This window comes from Lelliottia jeotgali, from assembly GCF_016771845.1.
In the GTDB taxonomy this organism is placed as follows: Bacteria; Pseudomonadota; Gammaproteobacteria; order Enterobacterales; family Enterobacteriaceae; genus Enterobacter; species Enterobacter jeotgali.
The window spans coordinates 200,907-217,557 of record NZ_JAENMQ010000001.1; the positions used below are offsets into that span (position 1 = coordinate 200,907).

Sequence of the window (16,651 nt, forward strand, 5' to 3'; positions counted from 1 at the left end):
AGCTGGCGCGTAAAAATTCTATGCTATGATTCATCCAGGACAAAAACCACAACAGAATGAATCAGATGAGTAAACTCGATACTTTTATTCAGCACGCCGTTAGCTCTGTGCCGATCAGCGGAACCTCGCTGATTTCATCCTTGTATGGCGACTCGCTCTCCCATCGCGGCGGTGAAATTTGGCTTGGCAGTCTGGCCGCATTGCTTGAAGGGATGGGATTTGGCGAACGCTTTGTGCGTACCGCGCTGTTTCGCCTGAATAAAGAAGGCTGGCTGGATGTTTCCCGCATTGGCAGGCGCAGTTTTTATCGACTGAGCGACAAAGGGTTGCGTTTGACCCGTCGCGCGGAGAACAAAATTTATCGCGCAGAACTGCCCGCCTGGGACGGGAAATGGCTGCTGTTGCTCTCTGAAGGGCTGGATAAAGCGACGCTTGCCGATGTCAAAAAACAGCTGATCTGGCAGGGGTTTGGCACGCTGGCCGCCAGCCTGATGGCCTCTCCGTCACAAAAAATGGCAGATGTACAGACCCTGCTGCATGAAGCGGGGGTAGCCGAAAACGTTATCTGTTTTGAAGCGCATTCCCCACTGGCGCTGTCGCGCGCGGCGCTGCGTTCCCGCGTCGAAGAGTGCTGGCAACTGACTGAACAGAACGTGATGTATGAAAAGTTTATTGAGTCGTTCCGGCCCTTGCTGCCGCTGTTAAAAGAGGCCGCCGATGAACTGACGCCGGAGCGCTGTTTCCAGATTCAGCTGTTGCTGATCCATTTCTATCGCCGCGTGGTGTTGAAAGATCCGCTGTTGCCCGAGGAATTACTCCCGGCGCACTGGGCTGGGCAAACCGCGCGGCAGCTGTGTATTAATATTTATCAGCGGGTTGCGCCAGGTGCGCTGGCTTTTGTCAGTGAAAAAGGCGAAACCTCGGTTGGAGAGTTGCCCACGCCGGGGGCGCTTTATTTCCAGCGTTTTGGCGGGCTGAATATCACATAACGGAGGAAGAATGCCTGTATATCAGATAGATGGACTGACGCCAGTCGTTCCCGATGAAAGCTACGTACATCCTACGGCAGTGCTGATTGGCGACGTGATCCTCGGCAAAGGGGTGTACGTCGGGCCAAACGCCAGCCTGCGCGGTGATTTTGGTCGCATCGTCGTAAAAGACGGTGCGAATATTCAGGATAATTGCGTGATGCACGGCTTCCCTGAACAGGATACGGTCGTTGAAGAGCACGGTCATATCGGTCACAGCGCCATTTTGCACGGCTGCGTTGTGCGTAAAAATGCGCTGGTCGGCATGAACGCGGTGGTAATGGATGGCGCGGTCATCGGCGAGAACAGCATCGTCGGCGCGGCGGCATTTGTGAAAGCTAAAGCGGAAATGCCCGCCAACACTCTGATTATCGGCAGCCCGGCAAAAGCTATTCGTCAGCTGAGCGATCAGGAACTCGAATGGAAAAAGCAAGGGACGCGCGAATATCAGGTGCTGGTTGAACGCTGCAAGCTGACAATGCATCAGGTTGAACCGCTGCGGGAAGTGGAACCGGGCAGAACGCGTTTGGTATTTGACGAAAATTTACGACCGAAATCGTCACAGGCAAATTAATCTTTGACTATTTGCCCTAGCGCTGAATTATTTCATCAATTAATTCAGCCTTTGTTGACATGTGCGGTAAAAATAAACATTGCTTAATATATCGCCCCGTGCATTAATGCCCAGCGTTTACAATGCGAAAAAATTTTGTCAGCCGAAAGGCCAGAAAAAAGGAGCCTTATATGTCTGCAAAAATTATTGGTTTAGTGAAGTGGTTTAACGAAGATAAAGGCTTTGGCTTTATTTCTCCGGTTGATGGCAGCAAAGATGTTTTTGTCCATTTCTCTGCGTTGCAGGGTGATAATTTCAAAACCTTGTTTGAAGGCCAGAAAGTGGAATTCGTGATTGAAGCGGGTGCGAAAGGCCCGGCTGCGGCTAACGTTATTCTGCGCGACTAACCGGTTTGATCTCTGCGAGTCTGCAACCACGATGAAGGCGTAAGCCTGAGTAGTCAGAATCGCAGAGGATCAATACATCAGACTTTTTGGCTGGATTTGAACATTGTGCTGCAGTAAGGGCAAACAAGCAGTGACCCTTTTTGAACACGTGAGTAGCTGTGTTCAGAGTCTTTTGAGCAGTTTGGGCAAGGACATTTAATCAGAAAGTTACGGCGGGCTTTTCCATCTTTGCGATCGGACATAGGCATTTCCTGTGTAATTGGCCTGCTACCATACACGCATAATCCTCAAATAGCTCGTATTCATTTCCATTTCAAAAGAATTAACACTCCTTCGCCTCAAAATACCCCGAAAATATTTAAGAATAATTCCGTATTTTTATTTTCAGAAGAATGAATGAAGCAGGGGAAATATACAGCGGATGAAGAGAAGGAAAAACCCTCCCACCGGGCGGTGAGAGGGGGAATTCTTATGCTGCAACCAGGCTGTCGATAGCAGATTTTGCATCGGTCTGTGCTTTGGTCGCCACTTCTGGACCGTAAGCAATACCTTCAGCAAACACAAAGTTCACGTCGGTGATACCGATGAAGCCCAGGAACAGCGTCAGGTACGGTGCGACCAGGTCAGTTGGGGTATCTTTGTGAATACCGCCACGGCTGGACAGTACAATAGCGCGTTTACCTTTCACCAGGCCTTCAGGACCGTTTTCGGTGTAACGGAAGGTTACGCCAGCACGAGCGACCAGGTCGAAATAGTTTTTCAGCTGAGTAGGGATGTTGAAGTTGTACATTGGGGCGTTGATAACGATGACGTCATGCGCCTGCAGCTCAGCAATCAGTTCATCAGACAGCGCCAGCGCTTCCTGCTGACGTGGTGTCAGCGGTGCATCGCTTGGACGCAGCGCGCCAACCAACTCACCGTCCAGTACCGGAATCGGGTTTGCAGCCAGATCGCGAACGGTGATTTCGTCAGCGCTGTGCTGTTCACGCCACTGCTCAACGAAATAATCAGACAGCTGACCGGACTGAGAGTACCCTGCCAGAATACTGGATTTGAGAACTAATACTTTGCTCATGGGTGATTCCTTTAATTGGTTTGGATTGGGGTTTTCCCCGTTGCTTGCTGACACTCTATTCACAATCCTGTCGCAGGGATAGCGCAATATATCGAATCCTATGTTCGATTTTTTTGAATAAGGCAGTCAAAGCGGCGGTGTGGTACTCTATACCCATCATTCAAGTGAGATTTAGCCTGGCAGAGCACTGCCCCCTAACACTATGACAGAACAACAAAAATTAACCTTCCCGATGCTGATGCAACAGCTCGATACGCTGATGCTGCGCGACAAGCAGCGCTTCGCACGCCGTCTTCACGGGATTAAAAAGGTTAAAAATCCTGATGCACAACAGGCCATTTACCAGGAGATGGCGAAAGAGATTGAACAGGCTGCAGGGAAAGTCGTGCTGCGTGAAGCAGCACGTCCGGTGATTGAATACCCGCAAAACCTGCCGGTCAGTCAGAAAAAACAGGAAATCCTCGAAGCCGTTCGCGATAACCAGGTGGTGATTGTGGCCGGTGAGACGGGTTCTGGTAAAACCACGCAGCTACCAAAAATTTGTATGGAGCTGGGGCGCGGAATTAAAGGCCTGATTGGTCATACCCAGCCGCGCCGTCTGGCGGCGCGTACCGTGGCGAACCGTATTGCCGAGGAGCTGCAAACGGAGCCGGGTGGTTGCATCGGCTATAAAGTGCGTTTTAGCGATCACGTCAGCGACAACACTATGGTCAAACTGATGACCGACGGGATTCTGTTGGCTGAAATCCAGCAGGATCGCCTGCTGATGCAGTACGACACCATCATCATCGATGAAGCGCACGAACGCAGTCTGAATATCGATTTCCTGCTGGGCTATCTGCGTGAATTACTGCCGCGTCGCCCGGATCTGAAAATCATTATTACCTCCGCGACCATCGACCCGGAGCGCTTCTCGCGCCACTTTAACAACGCGCCGATCATCGAAGTCTCTGGTCGTACTTATCCGGTGGACGTGCGCTATCGTCCGATCGTCGAAGAGGCGGATGATGTCGATCGCGACCAGCTGCAGGCTATTTTTGACGCCGTCGATGAGCTGGGCCGTGAAAGCCCCGGCGACATACTGATCTTCATGAGCGGTGAGCGTGAAATCCGCGATACCGCCGACGCCCTAAGCAAGCGCGATCTGCGCCACACAGAAATCTTACCGCTCTACGCCCGCTTGTCGAACAGCGAGCAGAACCGCGTTTTCCAGGCCCACAGCGGACGGCGCATCGTGCTGGCGACCAACGTCGCCGAAACCTCACTGACCGTGCCGGGCATCAAGTATGTGATTGACCCTGGCACCGCGCGTATCAGCCGCTACAGCTATCGCACCAAGGTGCAGCGTCTGCCGATCGAGCCGGTTTCACAGGCCTCTGCTAACCAGCGTAAAGGCCGCTGCGGTCGTGTTTCGGAAGGTATCTGTATTCGCCTGTATTCCGAAGACGATTTCCTGTCGCGCCCGGAATTTACCGATCCAGAGATTCTGCGTACCAACCTCGCGTCGGTTATTTTGCAGATGACGGCTCTGGGGCTGGGCGATATCGCCGCGTTCCCGTTTGTCGAAGCGCCGGATAAGCGCAATATTCAGGACGGCGTGCGCCTGCTGGAAGAGCTGGGCGCTATTACCACTGACGAACAGGCCACCGCCTACAAACTGACGCCGATGGGCCGTCAGCTGAGCCAGCTGCCGGTGGACCCGCGTCTGGCGAGGATGGTGATTGAGGCGCAAAAACACGGCTGCGTGCGTGAGGCGATGATTATCACTTCAGCGCTGTCGATTCAGGACCCGCGTGAACGTCCGATGGACAAAAAGCAGGCGTCCGATGAAAAACATCAGCGTTTCCACGACAAAGAGTCCGACTTCCTCGCCTTTGTGAACCTGTGGAATTACCTCGGCGAGCAGCAAAAAGCGCTGTCGTCGAACCAGTTCCGCCGTCAGTGTAAGGTCGAATATCTTAACTACCTGCGCGTGCGCGAGTGGCAGGATATCTACACCCAGCTGCGTCAGGTGGTGAAAGAGCTGGGCATTCCGGTGAACAGCGAACCGGCAGAGTACCGCGAAATTCACATGGCGCTGCTGACCGGGTTGCTGTCGCACATCGGTATGAAAGACGCCGATAAGCAGGAATATACCGGCGCGCGTAACGCCCGTTTCTCCATCTTCCCAGGTTCTGGTTTATTCAAGAAACCGCCGAAATGGACCATCGTGGCAGAGCTGGTGGAAACCAGCCGTCTGTGGGGCCGTATTGCAGCGCGTATTGATCCTGAATGGGTCGAACCTGTCGCGCAGCACCTGCTGAAACGCTCATACAGTGAACCACACTGGGAGCGGGCGCAGGGCGCGGTAATGGCGACCGAAAAAGTGACTGTTTACGGCCTGCCGGTCGTTGCGGCGCGTAAGGTGAATTACAGCCTGATCGACCCGGCGCTCTCCCGTGAGCTGTTTATCCGCCACGCGCTGGTGGAGGGCGACTGGCAGACACGTCACGCCTTCTTCCGTGAAAACCTGAAGCTGCGCGCCGAAGTCGAAGAGCTGGAACACAAAACGCGCCGCCGCGACATCCTTGTGGATGACGAAGCGCTGTTTGAGTTTTATGACCAGCGCATCAGCCACGACGTGGTTTCTGCGCGTCACTTCGACAGCTGGTGGAAAAAGGCCAGTAAGGAATCGCCGGATCTGCTCAACTTTGAAAAGAGCATGTTGATCAAAGAGGGCGCGGAGCAGGTCAGCAAGCTGGACTACCCGAACTTCTGGCATCAGGGCAATCTCAAGCTGCGTCTGACCTATCAGTTTGAACCAGGCGCGGACGCCGACGGCGTGACAGTCCACATTCCGCTGCCGCTGCTCAATCAGGTGGATGAGAGTGGTTTTGAGTGGCAAATCCCCGGCCTGCGCCGCGAGCTGGTGATTGCGCTGATCAAATCCTTGCCTAAACCGGTTCGCCGTAATTTTGTTCCGGCGCCAAACTATGCCGAGGCATTTTTAGCCCGTGTTACGCCGCTGGAACTGCCGCTGCTCGATGCACTGGAGAAAGAGCTGCGCCGTATGTCGGGGGTGACCATTGACCGCGAATCCTGGCACTGGGATCAGGTGCCCGATCATCTGAAAATCACCTTCCGGGTAGTGGATGACAAAAACAAAAAGCTCAACGAAGGCCGCTCGCTGACTGAACTCAAGGATGCGCTGAAAGGCAAAGTGCAGGAGACGCTCTCAGCGGTGGCTGACGATGGTATCGAGCAGAGCGGATTGCATATCTGGAGTTTCGGCAATCTGCCGGATCACTACGAGCAGAAACGCGGCAACTACAAAGTGAAGGCCTGGCCTGCGCTGGTGGATGAGCGCGACAGTGTGGCGATCAAGTTGTTTGATAATCCGCAGGAACAACAGCAGGCGATGTGGCGCGGTTTGCGCCGCTTGCTGCTGCTGAATATCCCGTCGCCTATCAAATATCTTCATGAAAAACTGCCGAACAAAGCCAAACTCGGTTTGTACTTCAACCCGTACGGTAAGGTGCTGGACCTGATCGACGACTGCATCTCCTGCGGAGTGGACAAGCTGATTGACGAAGCGGGCGGGCCGGTGTGGACGGAAGAGGGCTTTGCCGCCCTGCACGACAAAGTGCGCGCCGGGCTGAACGAGACGGTGGTGACGATTGCGAAGCAGGTCGAACAGATCCTGACGGCGGTGTTTAATATCAACAAACGCCTGAAAGGGCGCGTGGATATGACGATGGCGCTGGCGCTGTCGGACGTGAAAGCGCAGATGGGTGGGCTGGTGTATCGCGGATTTGTCACCGGCAACGGTTTCAAACGTCTCGGTGATACGCTGCGTTATCTGAATGCGATTGAAAAACGTCTGGAGAAGCTGGCCGTCGATCCGCACCGCGATCGCGCGCAAATGCTGAAAGTGGAAAGCGTCCAGCAGGCGTGGCAGCAGTGGTTAAACAAACTGCCGCCCGCGCGTCGTGATGACGAGGACGTGCAGGAGATCCGCTGGATGATCGAAGAGCTGCGCGTGAGTTTCTTTGCGCAGCAGCTGGGAACGCCTTATCCGATTTCCGATAAGCGTATCTTGCAGGCGATGGAGCAGATTACGGCTTAACGCTTGCCCGGTGGCGCTGCGCTTACCGCGCCTACAAAAACCGCATAACTGTATCGTTGGCCGGGTAAGGCGTCGCCGCTACCCGGCTTTTTTTCAGCTATTCACTATGGCCAGCGTAAACCCATCCCAACCTTTCGTGCCCACGGTTTGCAGCGCAGTGGCTGTGAGACGAGGGTTATCTCCGGTCATTTCGATAAAACGCCGTACACCCTGCACGCGGTCATCGTTGCTTTGGTCATTGATCACTTCACCGTCACGCACCACGTTATCGCCAATAATCACGGTTCCCGGTCGTGAGTAGCGCAGCGCCCACTCCAGATAGCCCGGATTGTTAGGCTTATCCGCATCGATAAAGATCAGATCAAACGGCGGAATGTCGCCGAAGTCTTTCAGCGATTGCAATCCAGGACCTTCGATAAGCTCAATTTTTCGCTGCAAACCGGCAAGGTGGATATTCTGTCTGGCGATTTCGGCATGAACTGGATCGGCTTCAAGGGTGATAATTTTGCCGTCTGGTGGCAAAGCGCGCGCCATCCAGATAGTGCTATACGCGCCCAGGGTACCGATTTCCAGGATACGTTTCGCTTGCGTCATTTGTACGAATAATGCCAGCAATTGCCCCTGATTTGCCGCCACGTCATGCTCCGGCAGCCCGGCTCGTTTGTTGTTCTCCAGAACCTGTTGCAGTACCGCATCTTGGGGAATGAGAGAAGAAATCATATAGTTATCTACTGCAGACCACGTTTGTTGCATCGACTGACCTCCTGATTAATCTCTGAACCAATGCCCGGTGGCGTTGCGCTTACCGGGCCTACAGAACCCCGCATAGGCCGGGTAAGGCGTTATGCCGCCGACCATCCGCCACCCAGTGTTTTATACAAATCAATCTGTGCAAGCAGCAGGTTATTTTTCACCTGCACCACATTGGTTTGCACCGAGAACAGTGTGCGCTGGGCGTCAAGTACATCCAGATACGAAGAATACCCGTTGCGATAGCGATTTTGTGCGATGCGCAGCGTCTCCTGTGCCACATCCTGCTGCGCGAGTAGCTCGGTCAGCTGTTCCTGATAGCGCGTGATGGCATCCAGACTGTCGTTCACTTCACGAAACGCATTGCGCACGGTTTTTTCGTAGCCATACAGCGCCTGATTACGCTGTGATTGCGAAATATCCACCTGAGCGTTGAGCGCCTGGCGATTCAGCAGCGGGGCCAGAATACTCCCGCCGAGACTCCAGAGCTGAAGCGGGTTATCCAGCAAGCCGGGCAACGTACGATCCTGTACCGATCCGCTGGCGGTGAGGTTGATCGACGGCAGCAGGCTGGCGCGAGAAGCGTCGAGCGTGGCGTCGGCGGCGATCAGCTGGCGCTCCGCCTGCACAATATCCGGGCGGCGATTGAGTAGCGAGGAGGGAAGCTGTGACGGGAGTTGTAGCGGTGTCAGCGCACTAAAACTGTCGCTTCGTGCGACATCTTCAGGGTTATCGCCCAGCAGCTGGCTGAGCGCGTTTTCCTGAACCGCAATTTGATGCTGCAAAAGTGGGATTTGTGCACGCGTTGAGCGCAGCTCAGAATCCGACTGCATTAGCTCCAGCCGCGAGCTGTAACCCGTTTCAAACTGCCGTTTTGCCAGCGCCAGCGCATCTTCACGCGATTTCACTGTCGACTGCGTGACGCGCAATTGTTCATCCAGCGCAAGCAATGTCACATAGCCCGAGGCCACCGATGAGGCGACGGTTAAGTCCGCTGCCGCTGCTGCCGCTTTTTGTGCCTCGAGTGAGGCTTGCGCTGCGTTCGCCGTGCTGCGGTTCACGCCCCAGATATCCACGTCGTAGCTGGCGGTCAGGCTGCCTTTGTATAAGGTACTGTAAACCGGCAGCCCGGTCGCAGCAGATTGAGTCCGCGCGCGAGTGCCGCTGACGCCGGCATCCAGCGAGGGGAACAGACTGCTGTCGGCGGCGTAGACGCGCGCCTGATATTCATTAATCCGCTCACGGGCGATCAGCACGTCGCTGTTATTGTGCAGCGCCTGATCGACGTAGCGGTTGAGGTGGTTATCGTGAAAATTACGCCACCATAGCTGCTCGGTCGGGCTCGTGGGGCCTGACGTCGCACGCCACTGTGCCGGAATTTGCAGCGTATTTTTGGCCGGGGCGACATCTGCCGACTGACATCCTACCAGGAAGGTCGCAATCAATAATCCAGCGACGGGGCGAAGCGTCATTCTTTCGTCTCCCGTGTGTCGATGTTCACCTGCACCGACATCCCAGGGCGCAGCAGGGCTGAATCTTCCGCTTTGCCGAGCACTTCAATGCGCACCGGAATGCGCTGGGCGATTTTGACAAAGTTGCCGGTGGCGTTATCCGGCGTAATGGCGCTGAACTCAACGCCAGTCGCCGGAGAGATACTCTGCACGCGGCCCTCATAGGCTTTACCATTAAGCGCATCGACGGTGAATTTCACCGGCTGCCCAACGCGGAGATCGGCAAGCTGTGTCTCTTTAATATTGGCAATGACCCAGTGCTGCGGCGGAACCAGCGTGGTGAGATGGGTTCCTGCGGTGACGTAAGCGCCCAAACGCACGGCAATCTGCCCGAGCTGTCCGTCGCGCGGGGCGACAATCCGCGTGTTTTGCAAATCGATTTGCGCCAGTTCCAGCGCGGCTTTGGCGCTCTCAACGTCGGCTTCCAGCGAGCCGCGATTGACAATGACGGTTTGCAGATCCTGGCGTGACATCTCAAGCGTGGCTTTGGCCTGCTCAATATCAGCACTGCCCTGCGCGGCACTGGCAAGAGCTGCATCGCGCTCGCGAATCGAGAGTGAACCGTCGGCAGTCAGATCTTTAACGCGCTTTAAATCGGCCTGGGTTTTCAGGCTCTGGGCGCGGGCATTTTTCAGCGCCGCGTCGTTGCGAACAATCACTGCCTCAGCGCTTTTACGCTGCTGAAGATTATTGTTTAGCGCTGCCATTTTCATCGCCAGCTGGGCCTCGGCCTGATGTACGCGCTGGCGGTAAATTCTGTCGTCGATTTGCAGCAGCAGGTCGCCTTTTTTCACCTGCACAAAATCCTGTACTTTCACCTCAGTAATATAACCGTTCACCTGCGGGCTGATAAACGTGGTCTGCCCGCGCACGTAGGCGTTATCGGTGAACTGGGTATGGCGCGTGAACGGCGGCAATTGCCAGGCGTACAGAATCACCAGCACTCCGACGATGCCGATGGCGGCCGCAGCAAACAGTGAAACAATGCGCAAATTGTTGCGCGTAGTGGCCTGCTCTTTGGCGGCATCCTGCTGACTCATAACGTCTCCCGAGGTAAATCACTGTTCATTTATTTGGTCCCTGTCGCGCGTTTTAGCGCCAGTCGTGCGGTAATTCTCAGGCGCAGCAAGCGCCATAAAATCCACACCAGCGTGGCGGTGGCAATGGCCGCCGTCAGCATATAGGTGTCGTTATAGGCCAGAATATTCGCTTCCAGCGTGGTGACCGTTTGCAGTTGCAGCGTCGCCTGTGTGCCGAGCAGCGCACTGTCGCCAATCAAATTCTGGTACATCTGGCTGTACATTTGCAGCCGCTCGTTGACCAGCGGATTGAGCGTGGTGAGCTGATCGGACAATAAGCTGGAATGATATTTCTCGCGCCAGGTCTGGAAGGTGCCCAAAATCGCGGAGCCTAACAGGCCGCCAATGTTCTGGCTCATGCCAAACAGCACCGAGAAACTAACCAGATTGCGCGGGTCGGCAATCACACCGCCAATGCCTGCCAGCATCGCGGGGGCAAGGAAAAACGCACTGCCAAAACCCAGTAAAAATTGGCTCAGCATCAGCTGGTCCGGGCGGGTTAAATTGCTGGACTGGCTGTCCAGCAGCGAGGCGATAATCATCAGCAATAAAGAGGTGACAATCGGCCAGGCAAGTTTGGTCGGCTTGATGGTCAGACAGCTGGCGACAATTCCGCAGACGATCCCGGCGAAAATTGACCACGCCAGATTCGTCATCTGTTCATTCTGTAAACCAACATACTGCAGCCAGCCGATCACCCCGGTGTTTTGCTCTGCCAGCACGATGCGGATCAGCAGCATAATCAGTCCCAGACGCAGAATACTGCCGCTGGAAAGCCAGCGGGTATTGAGCAGCGGGTTGCTGCGGCGGTGCTCAAACATGACAGCCGAGAGGATTAGCACCAGTGACGCAGCCAGCGCCCAGCCGATCCACGGCGCTTCAAACCACCAGTCGAGTCTTCCGAGAGAGAGCACTGCACACAGGAGCGCCATGCCGGGTGCCAGCAGGAAGAAGGTGATGAAGTCTTTCTTCTCGAAGACTTTGCGGCGATCGCCCGGCGGCAGTTTCAGGGCGATCACGCAGCCCAGCGAAATCAGCGCCAGACCGAGTTCGAAGAAGTACAGCCCGCGCCATTCGTCGAGCTGTAAAAGCTCGCTGGAAAACAGCCGCGCAATGGGGATCGCCAGCGAAGAACCGGTAATGCCGATGGTCAGCGCCTTAAGACGATGTTTGGCAGGCCAGGCCTGGATTTGATAATAAATCCCCAGCGAGCTGAGTGCGGCGGCGACCATTCCGTGGGCGGCGCGAACCATCATGGCTGAACTTAGGTCATTGACGAACAGGTGGAAAAAGGTGACCAGCACGTACAGCACCAGAAACCCTTCGGTAAAGGCGCGCAACCCGAATTGCTGGCGAAACTTGACCAGTAACAGGTTGATCGACACGTTGGTCATCACGTAAACGGCGGGAAGCCAGGCGATTTCTGTCGACCAGACGGCAAACGTTCCCTGCAGGTTTTGCAGATTTGCGGCGACCATCGCGTTGCCAAGCGCACCCGTCAGGCAAACGAGCAAACCAACCACCCCATAAGCTACCCGTTTAGGCGTACTGTGAAAGGGCGTCGAAGGGGAGCCGAGCAGGGCGGGTTTTTCGTGAGGCTGCCACTCGCGAGGAGCATAAGGATCGCGTTGAGGCAGGCGCATAACGTCGTTTACCTTTGGAAAATTTGAATAGTTAGTGGGCTAATGATTCTACCTGTGGCAGAAATCATAATTCAAGTGAATATGAAAAGCCTCATTAAATCAAATATGATTGCGTTCAGCAGCGGTAAAGAGCGGGCGGCTTTCGGAGAGATCCTCTGTTGTGCATAATCCTGTGCGTTACCCTAAAAATAACCTGATGTAAGGAGGTAACGATGACTCTGAACCTTTTTCCCTGTCTGCCCGATGCCACACTGGCGGCAGTCAACACCGTCGGTTCATGGCTGGCACAAGACGATTATCGTCATGACCAGCAATTTGATGCGGTGATTCTTGCCGGGAACGCGGTGATCCCAACGATTGACGCCGCCTGTCGTATTGCGTCTGAGCAAGCGATTCCGCTGTTGATCAGCGGCGGCATTGGTCACTCGACGACATTTCTGTACGCGGCGACAGCTCGCCATCCGCGCTATAACACTGTGCCCACCACCGGACGGGCAGAGGCGGCGATCCTTTCGGATATCGCGCGCAAGTTCTGGCACATCGCTGATGAACGCGTTCTGATCGAGGATCAGTCTACCAACTGCGGTGAGAATGCGCGGTTTAGCTGGAACATGTTGAAGCAGCACGCTCCGGTCCCGGAACGCATTTTGGTGGTTCAAGACCCGACGATGCAGCGGCGCACAATGGCGACGTTCGCCCGCGTGTGTCGCGACGAATCGGCTTTACCGCGCTTTGTCAGTCATCCCGGCTTTGTTCCGAGCCTGCAAAACAGCGAAAACGGCCTGGTGTTTAGCCACGGCGGTGAAGGGCTATGGCCGGTTGAGCGCTACCTGTCGCTGGTGCTTGGTGAACTCCCGCGCCTGAAAGACGATGTGAACGGTTATGGTCCTGCGGGGCGCGACTTTATCGCGCATGTGGAGATTCCGGCCAATGTAGAAGCCGCCTGGCGGATTCTGCGCAATGACAGCACCCTGACTGAAGCGCTGGTTAGCCGCTCTCTGCTGTAAGTTTTGCCCGTTTGCGCATACCTCGTCGCAAACGGGCATTTTATGTTGCTCATCTGTGATGAAATGGTTTTGCTGATGCGATTCTTTTTTGAGATATCTCACAAATACAGCGCGATAGCATAGGCAATCAGGCTCCTGCTTGTAATTTTTAACAATAATTTTACTTGTTAAAAACAGTGCAATTACAGGAGCAGGTCATGACAGTACCCGTACAACATCCTATGTATATCGATGGACAGTTTGTTGCCTGGCAAGGTGAAGGGTGGATTGATGTCACCAATCCGGCCACCGAAGAGGTCATTTCCCGTATTCCCGATGGACGTGCCGAAGACGCTCGCAAAGCGATTGAAGCTGCCGAACGTGCCCAGGTGGGTTGGGAAGCACTTCCGGCGATTGAGCGCGCTGGCTGGCTGCGTAAAATTTCCGCCGGTATCCGCGAGCGTGTGGGTGAAATCAGCGCCCTGATCGTCGCTGAAGGCGGCAAAATTCAGCAACTGGCGGAAGTGGAAGTCAACTTTACCGCCGATTATATCGACTACATGGCCGAGTGGGCGCGTCGCTACGAAGGCGAAATCATCCAAAGCGATCGCCCGGGCGAAAATATTCTGGTCTTCAAACGTGCGCTGGGCGTGACAACGGGCATTTTGCCGTGGAACTTCCCGTTCTTCCTGATTGCCCGCAAACTGGCGCCCGCGCTGCTGACGGGCAACACCATTGTGATCAAACCGAGTGAATTCACACCAAATAACGCCATCGCCTTCGCGAAAATTGTGGATGAAATTGGTTTGCCGAAAGGGGTCTTTAACCTGGTGTTGGGGCGCGGTGAAACCGTGGGGCAGGAACTGGCGGGCAACCCGAAGGTGGCGATGGTCAGCATGACCGGCAGCGTGACCGCCGGTGAGAAAATCATGGCCGCAGCGGCAAAAAACATCACCAAAGTGTGTCTGGAGCTGGGCGGCAAAGCACCCGCTGTTGTAATGGACGACGCAGATCTGGAGTTGGCCGTCAAAGCGATTGTTGATTCGCGGGTGATCAACACCGGGCAGGTGTGTAACTGCGCCGAGCGCGTGTATGTGCAAAAAGGGATTTACGATCGCTTTGTGAATCGTCTGGGCGAGGCGATGAAAGCCGTGCAGTTTGGCAATCCGGCTGAGCGCACGGATATCGCGATGGGGCCGTTAATAAACGCCGCGGCCCTTGAGCGTGTCGAGCAAAAAGTGGCGCGTGCGGTGCAGGAAGGTGCGCGCGTTGCGCTGGGTGGCAAAGCGGTGGAAGGCAAAGGCTATTACTATCCGCCGACGTTGCTGCTGGATGTACGCCAGGATATGACCATTATGCATGAAGAGACCTTTGGCCCGGTGCTGCCGGTGGTGGCGTTTGATTCTCTGGAAGAGGCACTGGAGATGGCCAACGACAGCGATTACGGCCTGACGTCTTCTGTTTACACCCAGGATCTGAACGTGGCAATGAAAGCCATCAAAGGGCTGAAGTTCGGCGAGACGTACATCAACCGCGAAAACTTTGAGGCGATGCAGGGGTTCCACGCGGGCTGGCGTAAATCGGGGATTGGCGGGGCTGACGGTAAACACGGTTTGCATGAATATCTGCAAACTCAGGTGGTCTATTTGCAGTCGTAACCAGGCAAGATGCGGGCAGCCGGACTGCCCGCTTTTCATCAGAGTGCGGCGAATTTATCCAGCGTGCGCACCAGTTGGGTCACAAAACCGTATTCGTTGTCGTACCAGGCGACGGTTTTCACCAGCTGCACGTCTCCTGCCTCGCTCACTTCCGTTTGAGTGGCATCAAATATGGAACCAAAGTGAGAGCCGATCACATCCGACGACACAATCTCTTCGTCGGTGTAGCCGAAAGAGTCATTGCCCTCGGTCGCCTTTTTCAGCGCGGCGTGAATCTCCTCCACCGTCACCTTTTTCTCCAGAATTGACACCAGCTCCGTCACCGAACCGGTTTTTACCGGCACACGTTGAGCGTGGCCTTTGAGCTTGCCGCTCAGGGTAGGTATCACCAGGCCAATCGCTTTTGCCGCCCCGGTAGTGTGCGGGATGATATTTTCAGCCGCCGCACGCGAGGCGCGAAGATCTTTCCCGCGCGGCCCATCCACCAGCGCCTGCGTCCCAGTGTAGGCATGAATGGTGGTCATGGTCCCAACCTTTATACCAAAAGCATCGTGCAACACTTTTGCCAGTGGGGCCAGGCAATTGGTGGTGCATGACGCGACGGAAATAATGGTATCGCTGGCGTCTATAGTATCGTCATTGACATTGAAAACGATGGTTTTCATTTCACCCGCAGGCGCGGAAATCAGCACTTTTTTTGCACCCGCATCCAGATGGGCCTGGGATTTTTCTGCCGAGGTGTAAAAACCGGTGCTTTCAACGACCAAATCCACACCCGCCGAAGACCACGGAATGTGTTTGGCCTCTTTTTCGGCGTAGACGGAGATCGATTTGCCATCGACGATCAGCGAGTCTTCGGTGAAGTCCACGCTCCACGGGAAGGGGCCGTAGTTCGAATCATGTTTCAACAGATAGGCCAGCACTTTGGGGGAGGTGAGATCGTTAATTGCGACGACGGTGTTGCTGTCCTGAGTTTCAAGCAGACGGCGCAGAACGAGACGTCCGATGCGGCCAAAACCATTAATGCCAATTTTACTCATGGTTGACTCCTGTATGAACTGAACGATGCGACAGTTTGAACTCCTCCAGGCTTAGACCATGTCGGCGAGTGAGGCAATTGAAGATGATTCATGAGCAGGCGAAGTTTTTGAAAAACCATACAGAAAAGTTAATGAATTTTTAAGGAAAGCCCGTTATGTTGACCCTTTGTTCGACTTTATCCAGGAAATCATATGCGTAATAAATATACTGGCCTGCAAATTGGCATTCACTGGCTGGTGTTTCTTCTGGTGATTGTGGCCTACGCGGCAATGGAGTTACGTGGATTCTTCCCGCGTACGGCGCGTCCCCTCATTAATATGATTCATGTTTCCTGTGGGATTTCGATCCTCGTTCTGATGGTGGCGCGTTTACTGGTGCGCCTCAAATTCCCGGCACCGCCGATTCAGCCAAAGCCAAAACCGATGATCACCGGGATGTCGCACCTGGGGCATCTGGTGGTGTATCTGTTGTTTATCGCGTTACCGCTGATTGGCCTGGTGATGATGTATAACCGTGGCAACCCGTGGCTGGCGTTTGGTCTGGTGATGCCTCATGCGGCAGAGGCAAACTTCGATCTGGTCGACAGCCTGAAGACGTGGCACGTGACGCTGGCAAACGTCGGGTATTTCGTTATCGGCATTCACGCCTTTGCGGCGCTGCTGCATCATTACTACTGGAAAGACAACACGCTGTTGCGAATGATGCCGAAGAAGAAGTGATGGTTATTTAGCAGAAAAACATTCGCTCTTAAGGCAGGCTTTAACCTGATGATTTGGTTTAAGTCTGTTTAATTTCAACGATGAATATATCCATGA

At 54.6% G+C, this 16,651-nt stretch carries 14 protein-coding genes; 7 read left to right on the plus strand and 7 right to left on the minus strand.

Features of this window, described 5'->3' with window-relative positions; genetic code table 11:
- The first annotated feature begins 65 nt into the window (after window positions 1-65).
- The 3 genes from paaX to JBO43_RS00970 all read left to right on the plus strand — a co-directional run bounded on the left by paaX (window position 66) and on the right by JBO43_RS00970 (window position 1,988).
- Window positions 66-989: a phenylacetic acid degradation operon negative regulatory protein PaaX gene (gene paaX, locus JBO43_RS00960; RefSeq protein ID WP_095281953.1), complete on the plus strand. Its 924-nt coding sequence runs from the start codon at window positions 66-68 to the stop codon at window positions 987-989.
- Window positions 990-999: 10 nt separating this feature from the next.
- On the plus strand, window positions 1,000-1,602 hold the full coding sequence (gene paaY, locus JBO43_RS00965; RefSeq protein ID WP_095281954.1) for a phenylacetic acid degradation protein PaaY: 603 nt from the start codon (window positions 1,000-1,002) through the stop codon (window positions 1,600-1,602).
- A gap of 170 nt (window positions 1,603-1,772) precedes the next feature.
- Window positions 1,773-1,988, plus strand: coding sequence for a cold shock domain-containing protein (locus JBO43_RS00970; RefSeq protein WP_095281955.1), 216 nt, complete (start codon window positions 1,773-1,775; stop codon window positions 1,986-1,988).
- A 77-nt stretch (window positions 1,989-2,065) separates the two neighbouring features.
- Here JBO43_RS00970 and JBO43_RS22855 read toward each other — a convergent pair whose 3' ends face one another.
- Together JBO43_RS22855 and azoR are read right to left on the minus strand one after the other, a co-directional pair.
- Window positions 2,066-2,236: a YnfU family zinc-binding protein gene (locus tag JBO43_RS22855; protein WP_318261141.1), complete on the minus strand. Its 171-nt coding sequence runs from the start codon at window positions 2,234-2,236 to the stop codon at window positions 2,066-2,068.
- A 221-nt stretch (window positions 2,237-2,457) separates the two neighbouring features.
- Window positions 2,458-3,063, minus strand: coding sequence for an FMN-dependent NADH-azoreductase (azoR, locus tag JBO43_RS00975; RefSeq protein ID WP_095281956.1), 606 nt, complete (start codon window positions 3,061-3,063; stop codon window positions 2,458-2,460).
- A 202-nt stretch (window positions 3,064-3,265) separates the two neighbouring features.
- On the opposite strand from azoR, the gene hrpA reads away from it, so the two are divergent.
- Window positions 3,266-7,168: an ATP-dependent RNA helicase HrpA gene (hrpA, locus tag JBO43_RS00980; RefSeq protein ID WP_202673511.1), complete on the plus strand. Its 3,903-nt coding sequence runs from the start codon at window positions 3,266-3,268 to the stop codon at window positions 7,166-7,168.
- Window positions 7,169-7,261: 93 nt separating this feature from the next.
- Here the strand turns inward: hrpA and JBO43_RS00985 are convergent, their stop codons facing one another.
- The 4 genes from JBO43_RS00985 to JBO43_RS01000 form a co-directional block, all read right to left on the minus strand.
- Complete coding sequence (locus JBO43_RS00985; RefSeq protein WP_103946317.1) at window positions 7,262-7,921, minus strand: O-methyltransferase; 660 nt, start codon at window positions 7,919-7,921, stop codon at window positions 7,262-7,264.
- A gap of 89 nt (window positions 7,922-8,010) precedes the next feature.
- On the minus strand, window positions 8,011-9,390 hold the full coding sequence (locus JBO43_RS00990) for an efflux transporter outer membrane subunit (protein ID WP_202673512.1): 1,380 nt from the start codon (window positions 9,388-9,390) through the stop codon (window positions 8,011-8,013).
- The gene (locus JBO43_RS00995) at window positions 9,387-10,469 is read right to left on the minus strand and encodes an HlyD family secretion protein (RefSeq protein ID WP_095281960.1); all 1,083 of its coding nucleotides are present in this window, start codon (window positions 10,467-10,469) and stop codon (window positions 9,387-9,389) included. The genes JBO43_RS00990 and JBO43_RS00995 overlap by 4 nt, the downstream gene beginning before the upstream one ends.
- 29 nt (window positions 10,470-10,498) lie before the next feature.
- Window positions 10,499-12,151 carry an MFS transporter gene (locus JBO43_RS01000; RefSeq protein ID WP_370446854.1) on the minus strand — a complete coding sequence of 551 codons (1,653 nt, stop codon included), beginning with the start codon at window positions 12,149-12,151 and terminating at the stop codon, window positions 10,499-10,501.
- A gap of 212 nt (window positions 12,152-12,363) precedes the next feature.
- Here JBO43_RS01000 and JBO43_RS01005 point away from each other — a divergent pair, with 212 nt between their 5' ends.
- Window positions 12,364-13,158: a YdcF family protein gene (locus JBO43_RS01005; protein ID WP_202673513.1), complete on the plus strand. Its 795-nt coding sequence runs from the start codon at window positions 12,364-12,366 to the stop codon at window positions 13,156-13,158.
- A 197-nt stretch (window positions 13,159-13,355) separates the two neighbouring features.
- Complete coding sequence (gene aldA / locus JBO43_RS01010; RefSeq protein ID WP_202673514.1) at window positions 13,356-14,795, plus strand: aldehyde dehydrogenase; 1,440 nt, start codon at window positions 13,356-13,358, stop codon at window positions 14,793-14,795.
- 38 nt (window positions 14,796-14,833) lie between these two features.
- Here aldA and gap read toward each other — a convergent pair whose 3' ends face one another.
- Entirely contained in the window at window positions 14,834-15,835 is a 1,002-nt protein-coding gene (gene gap, locus JBO43_RS01015) for a type I glyceraldehyde-3-phosphate dehydrogenase (RefSeq protein ID WP_202673515.1), read from the minus strand.
- 192 nt (window positions 15,836-16,027) lie between these two features.
- On the opposite strand from gap, the gene cybB reads away from it, so the two are divergent.
- Window positions 16,028-16,555, plus strand: coding sequence for a cytochrome b561 (gene cybB / locus JBO43_RS01020; RefSeq protein WP_202673516.1), 528 nt, complete (start codon window positions 16,028-16,030; stop codon window positions 16,553-16,555).
- Window positions 16,556-16,651: the final 96 nt, after the last annotated feature.

Coding starts and splice junctions, on each gene's coding strand:
- paaX (WP_095281953.1), top strand. CDS start 66: ATGAGTAAACTCGATACTTTTATTCAGCACGCCGTTAGCTCTGTGCCG.
- paaY (WP_095281954.1), top strand. CDS start 1,000: ATGCCTGTATATCAGATAGATGGACTGACGCCAGTCGTTCCCGATGAA.
- JBO43_RS00970 (WP_095281955.1), top strand. CDS start 1,773: ATGTCTGCAAAAATTATTGGTTTAGTGAAGTGGTTTAACGAAGATAAA.
- JBO43_RS22855 (WP_318261141.1), bottom strand. CDS start 2,236: ATGCCTATGTCCGATCGCAAAGATGGAAAAGCCCGCCGTAACTTTCTG.
- azoR (WP_095281956.1), bottom strand. CDS start 3,063: ATGAGCAAAGTATTAGTTCTCAAATCCAGTATTCTGGCAGGGTACTCT.
- hrpA (WP_202673511.1), top strand. CDS start 3,266: ATGACAGAACAACAAAAATTAACCTTCCCGATGCTGATGCAACAGCTC.
- JBO43_RS00985 (WP_103946317.1), bottom strand. CDS start 7,921: ATGCAACAAACGTGGTCTGCAGTAGATAACTATATGATTTCTTCTCTC.
- JBO43_RS00990 (WP_202673512.1), bottom strand. CDS start 9,390: ATGACGCTTCGCCCCGTCGCTGGATTATTGATTGCGACCTTCCTGGTA.
- JBO43_RS00995 (WP_095281960.1), bottom strand. CDS start 10,469: ATGAGTCAGCAGGATGCCGCCAAAGAGCAGGCCACTACGCGCAACAAT.
- JBO43_RS01000 (WP_370446854.1), bottom strand. CDS start 12,151: ATGCGCCTGCCTCAACGCGATCCTTATGCTCCTCGCGAGTGGCAGCCT.
- JBO43_RS01005 (WP_202673513.1), top strand. CDS start 12,364: ATGACTCTGAACCTTTTTCCCTGTCTGCCCGATGCCACACTGGCGGCA.
- aldA (WP_202673514.1), top strand. CDS start 13,356: ATGACAGTACCCGTACAACATCCTATGTATATCGATGGACAGTTTGTT.
- gap (WP_202673515.1), bottom strand. CDS start 15,835: ATGAGTAAAATTGGCATTAATGGTTTTGGCCGCATCGGACGTCTCGTT.
- cybB (WP_202673516.1), top strand. CDS start 16,028: ATGCGTAATAAATATACTGGCCTGCAAATTGGCATTCACTGGCTGGTG.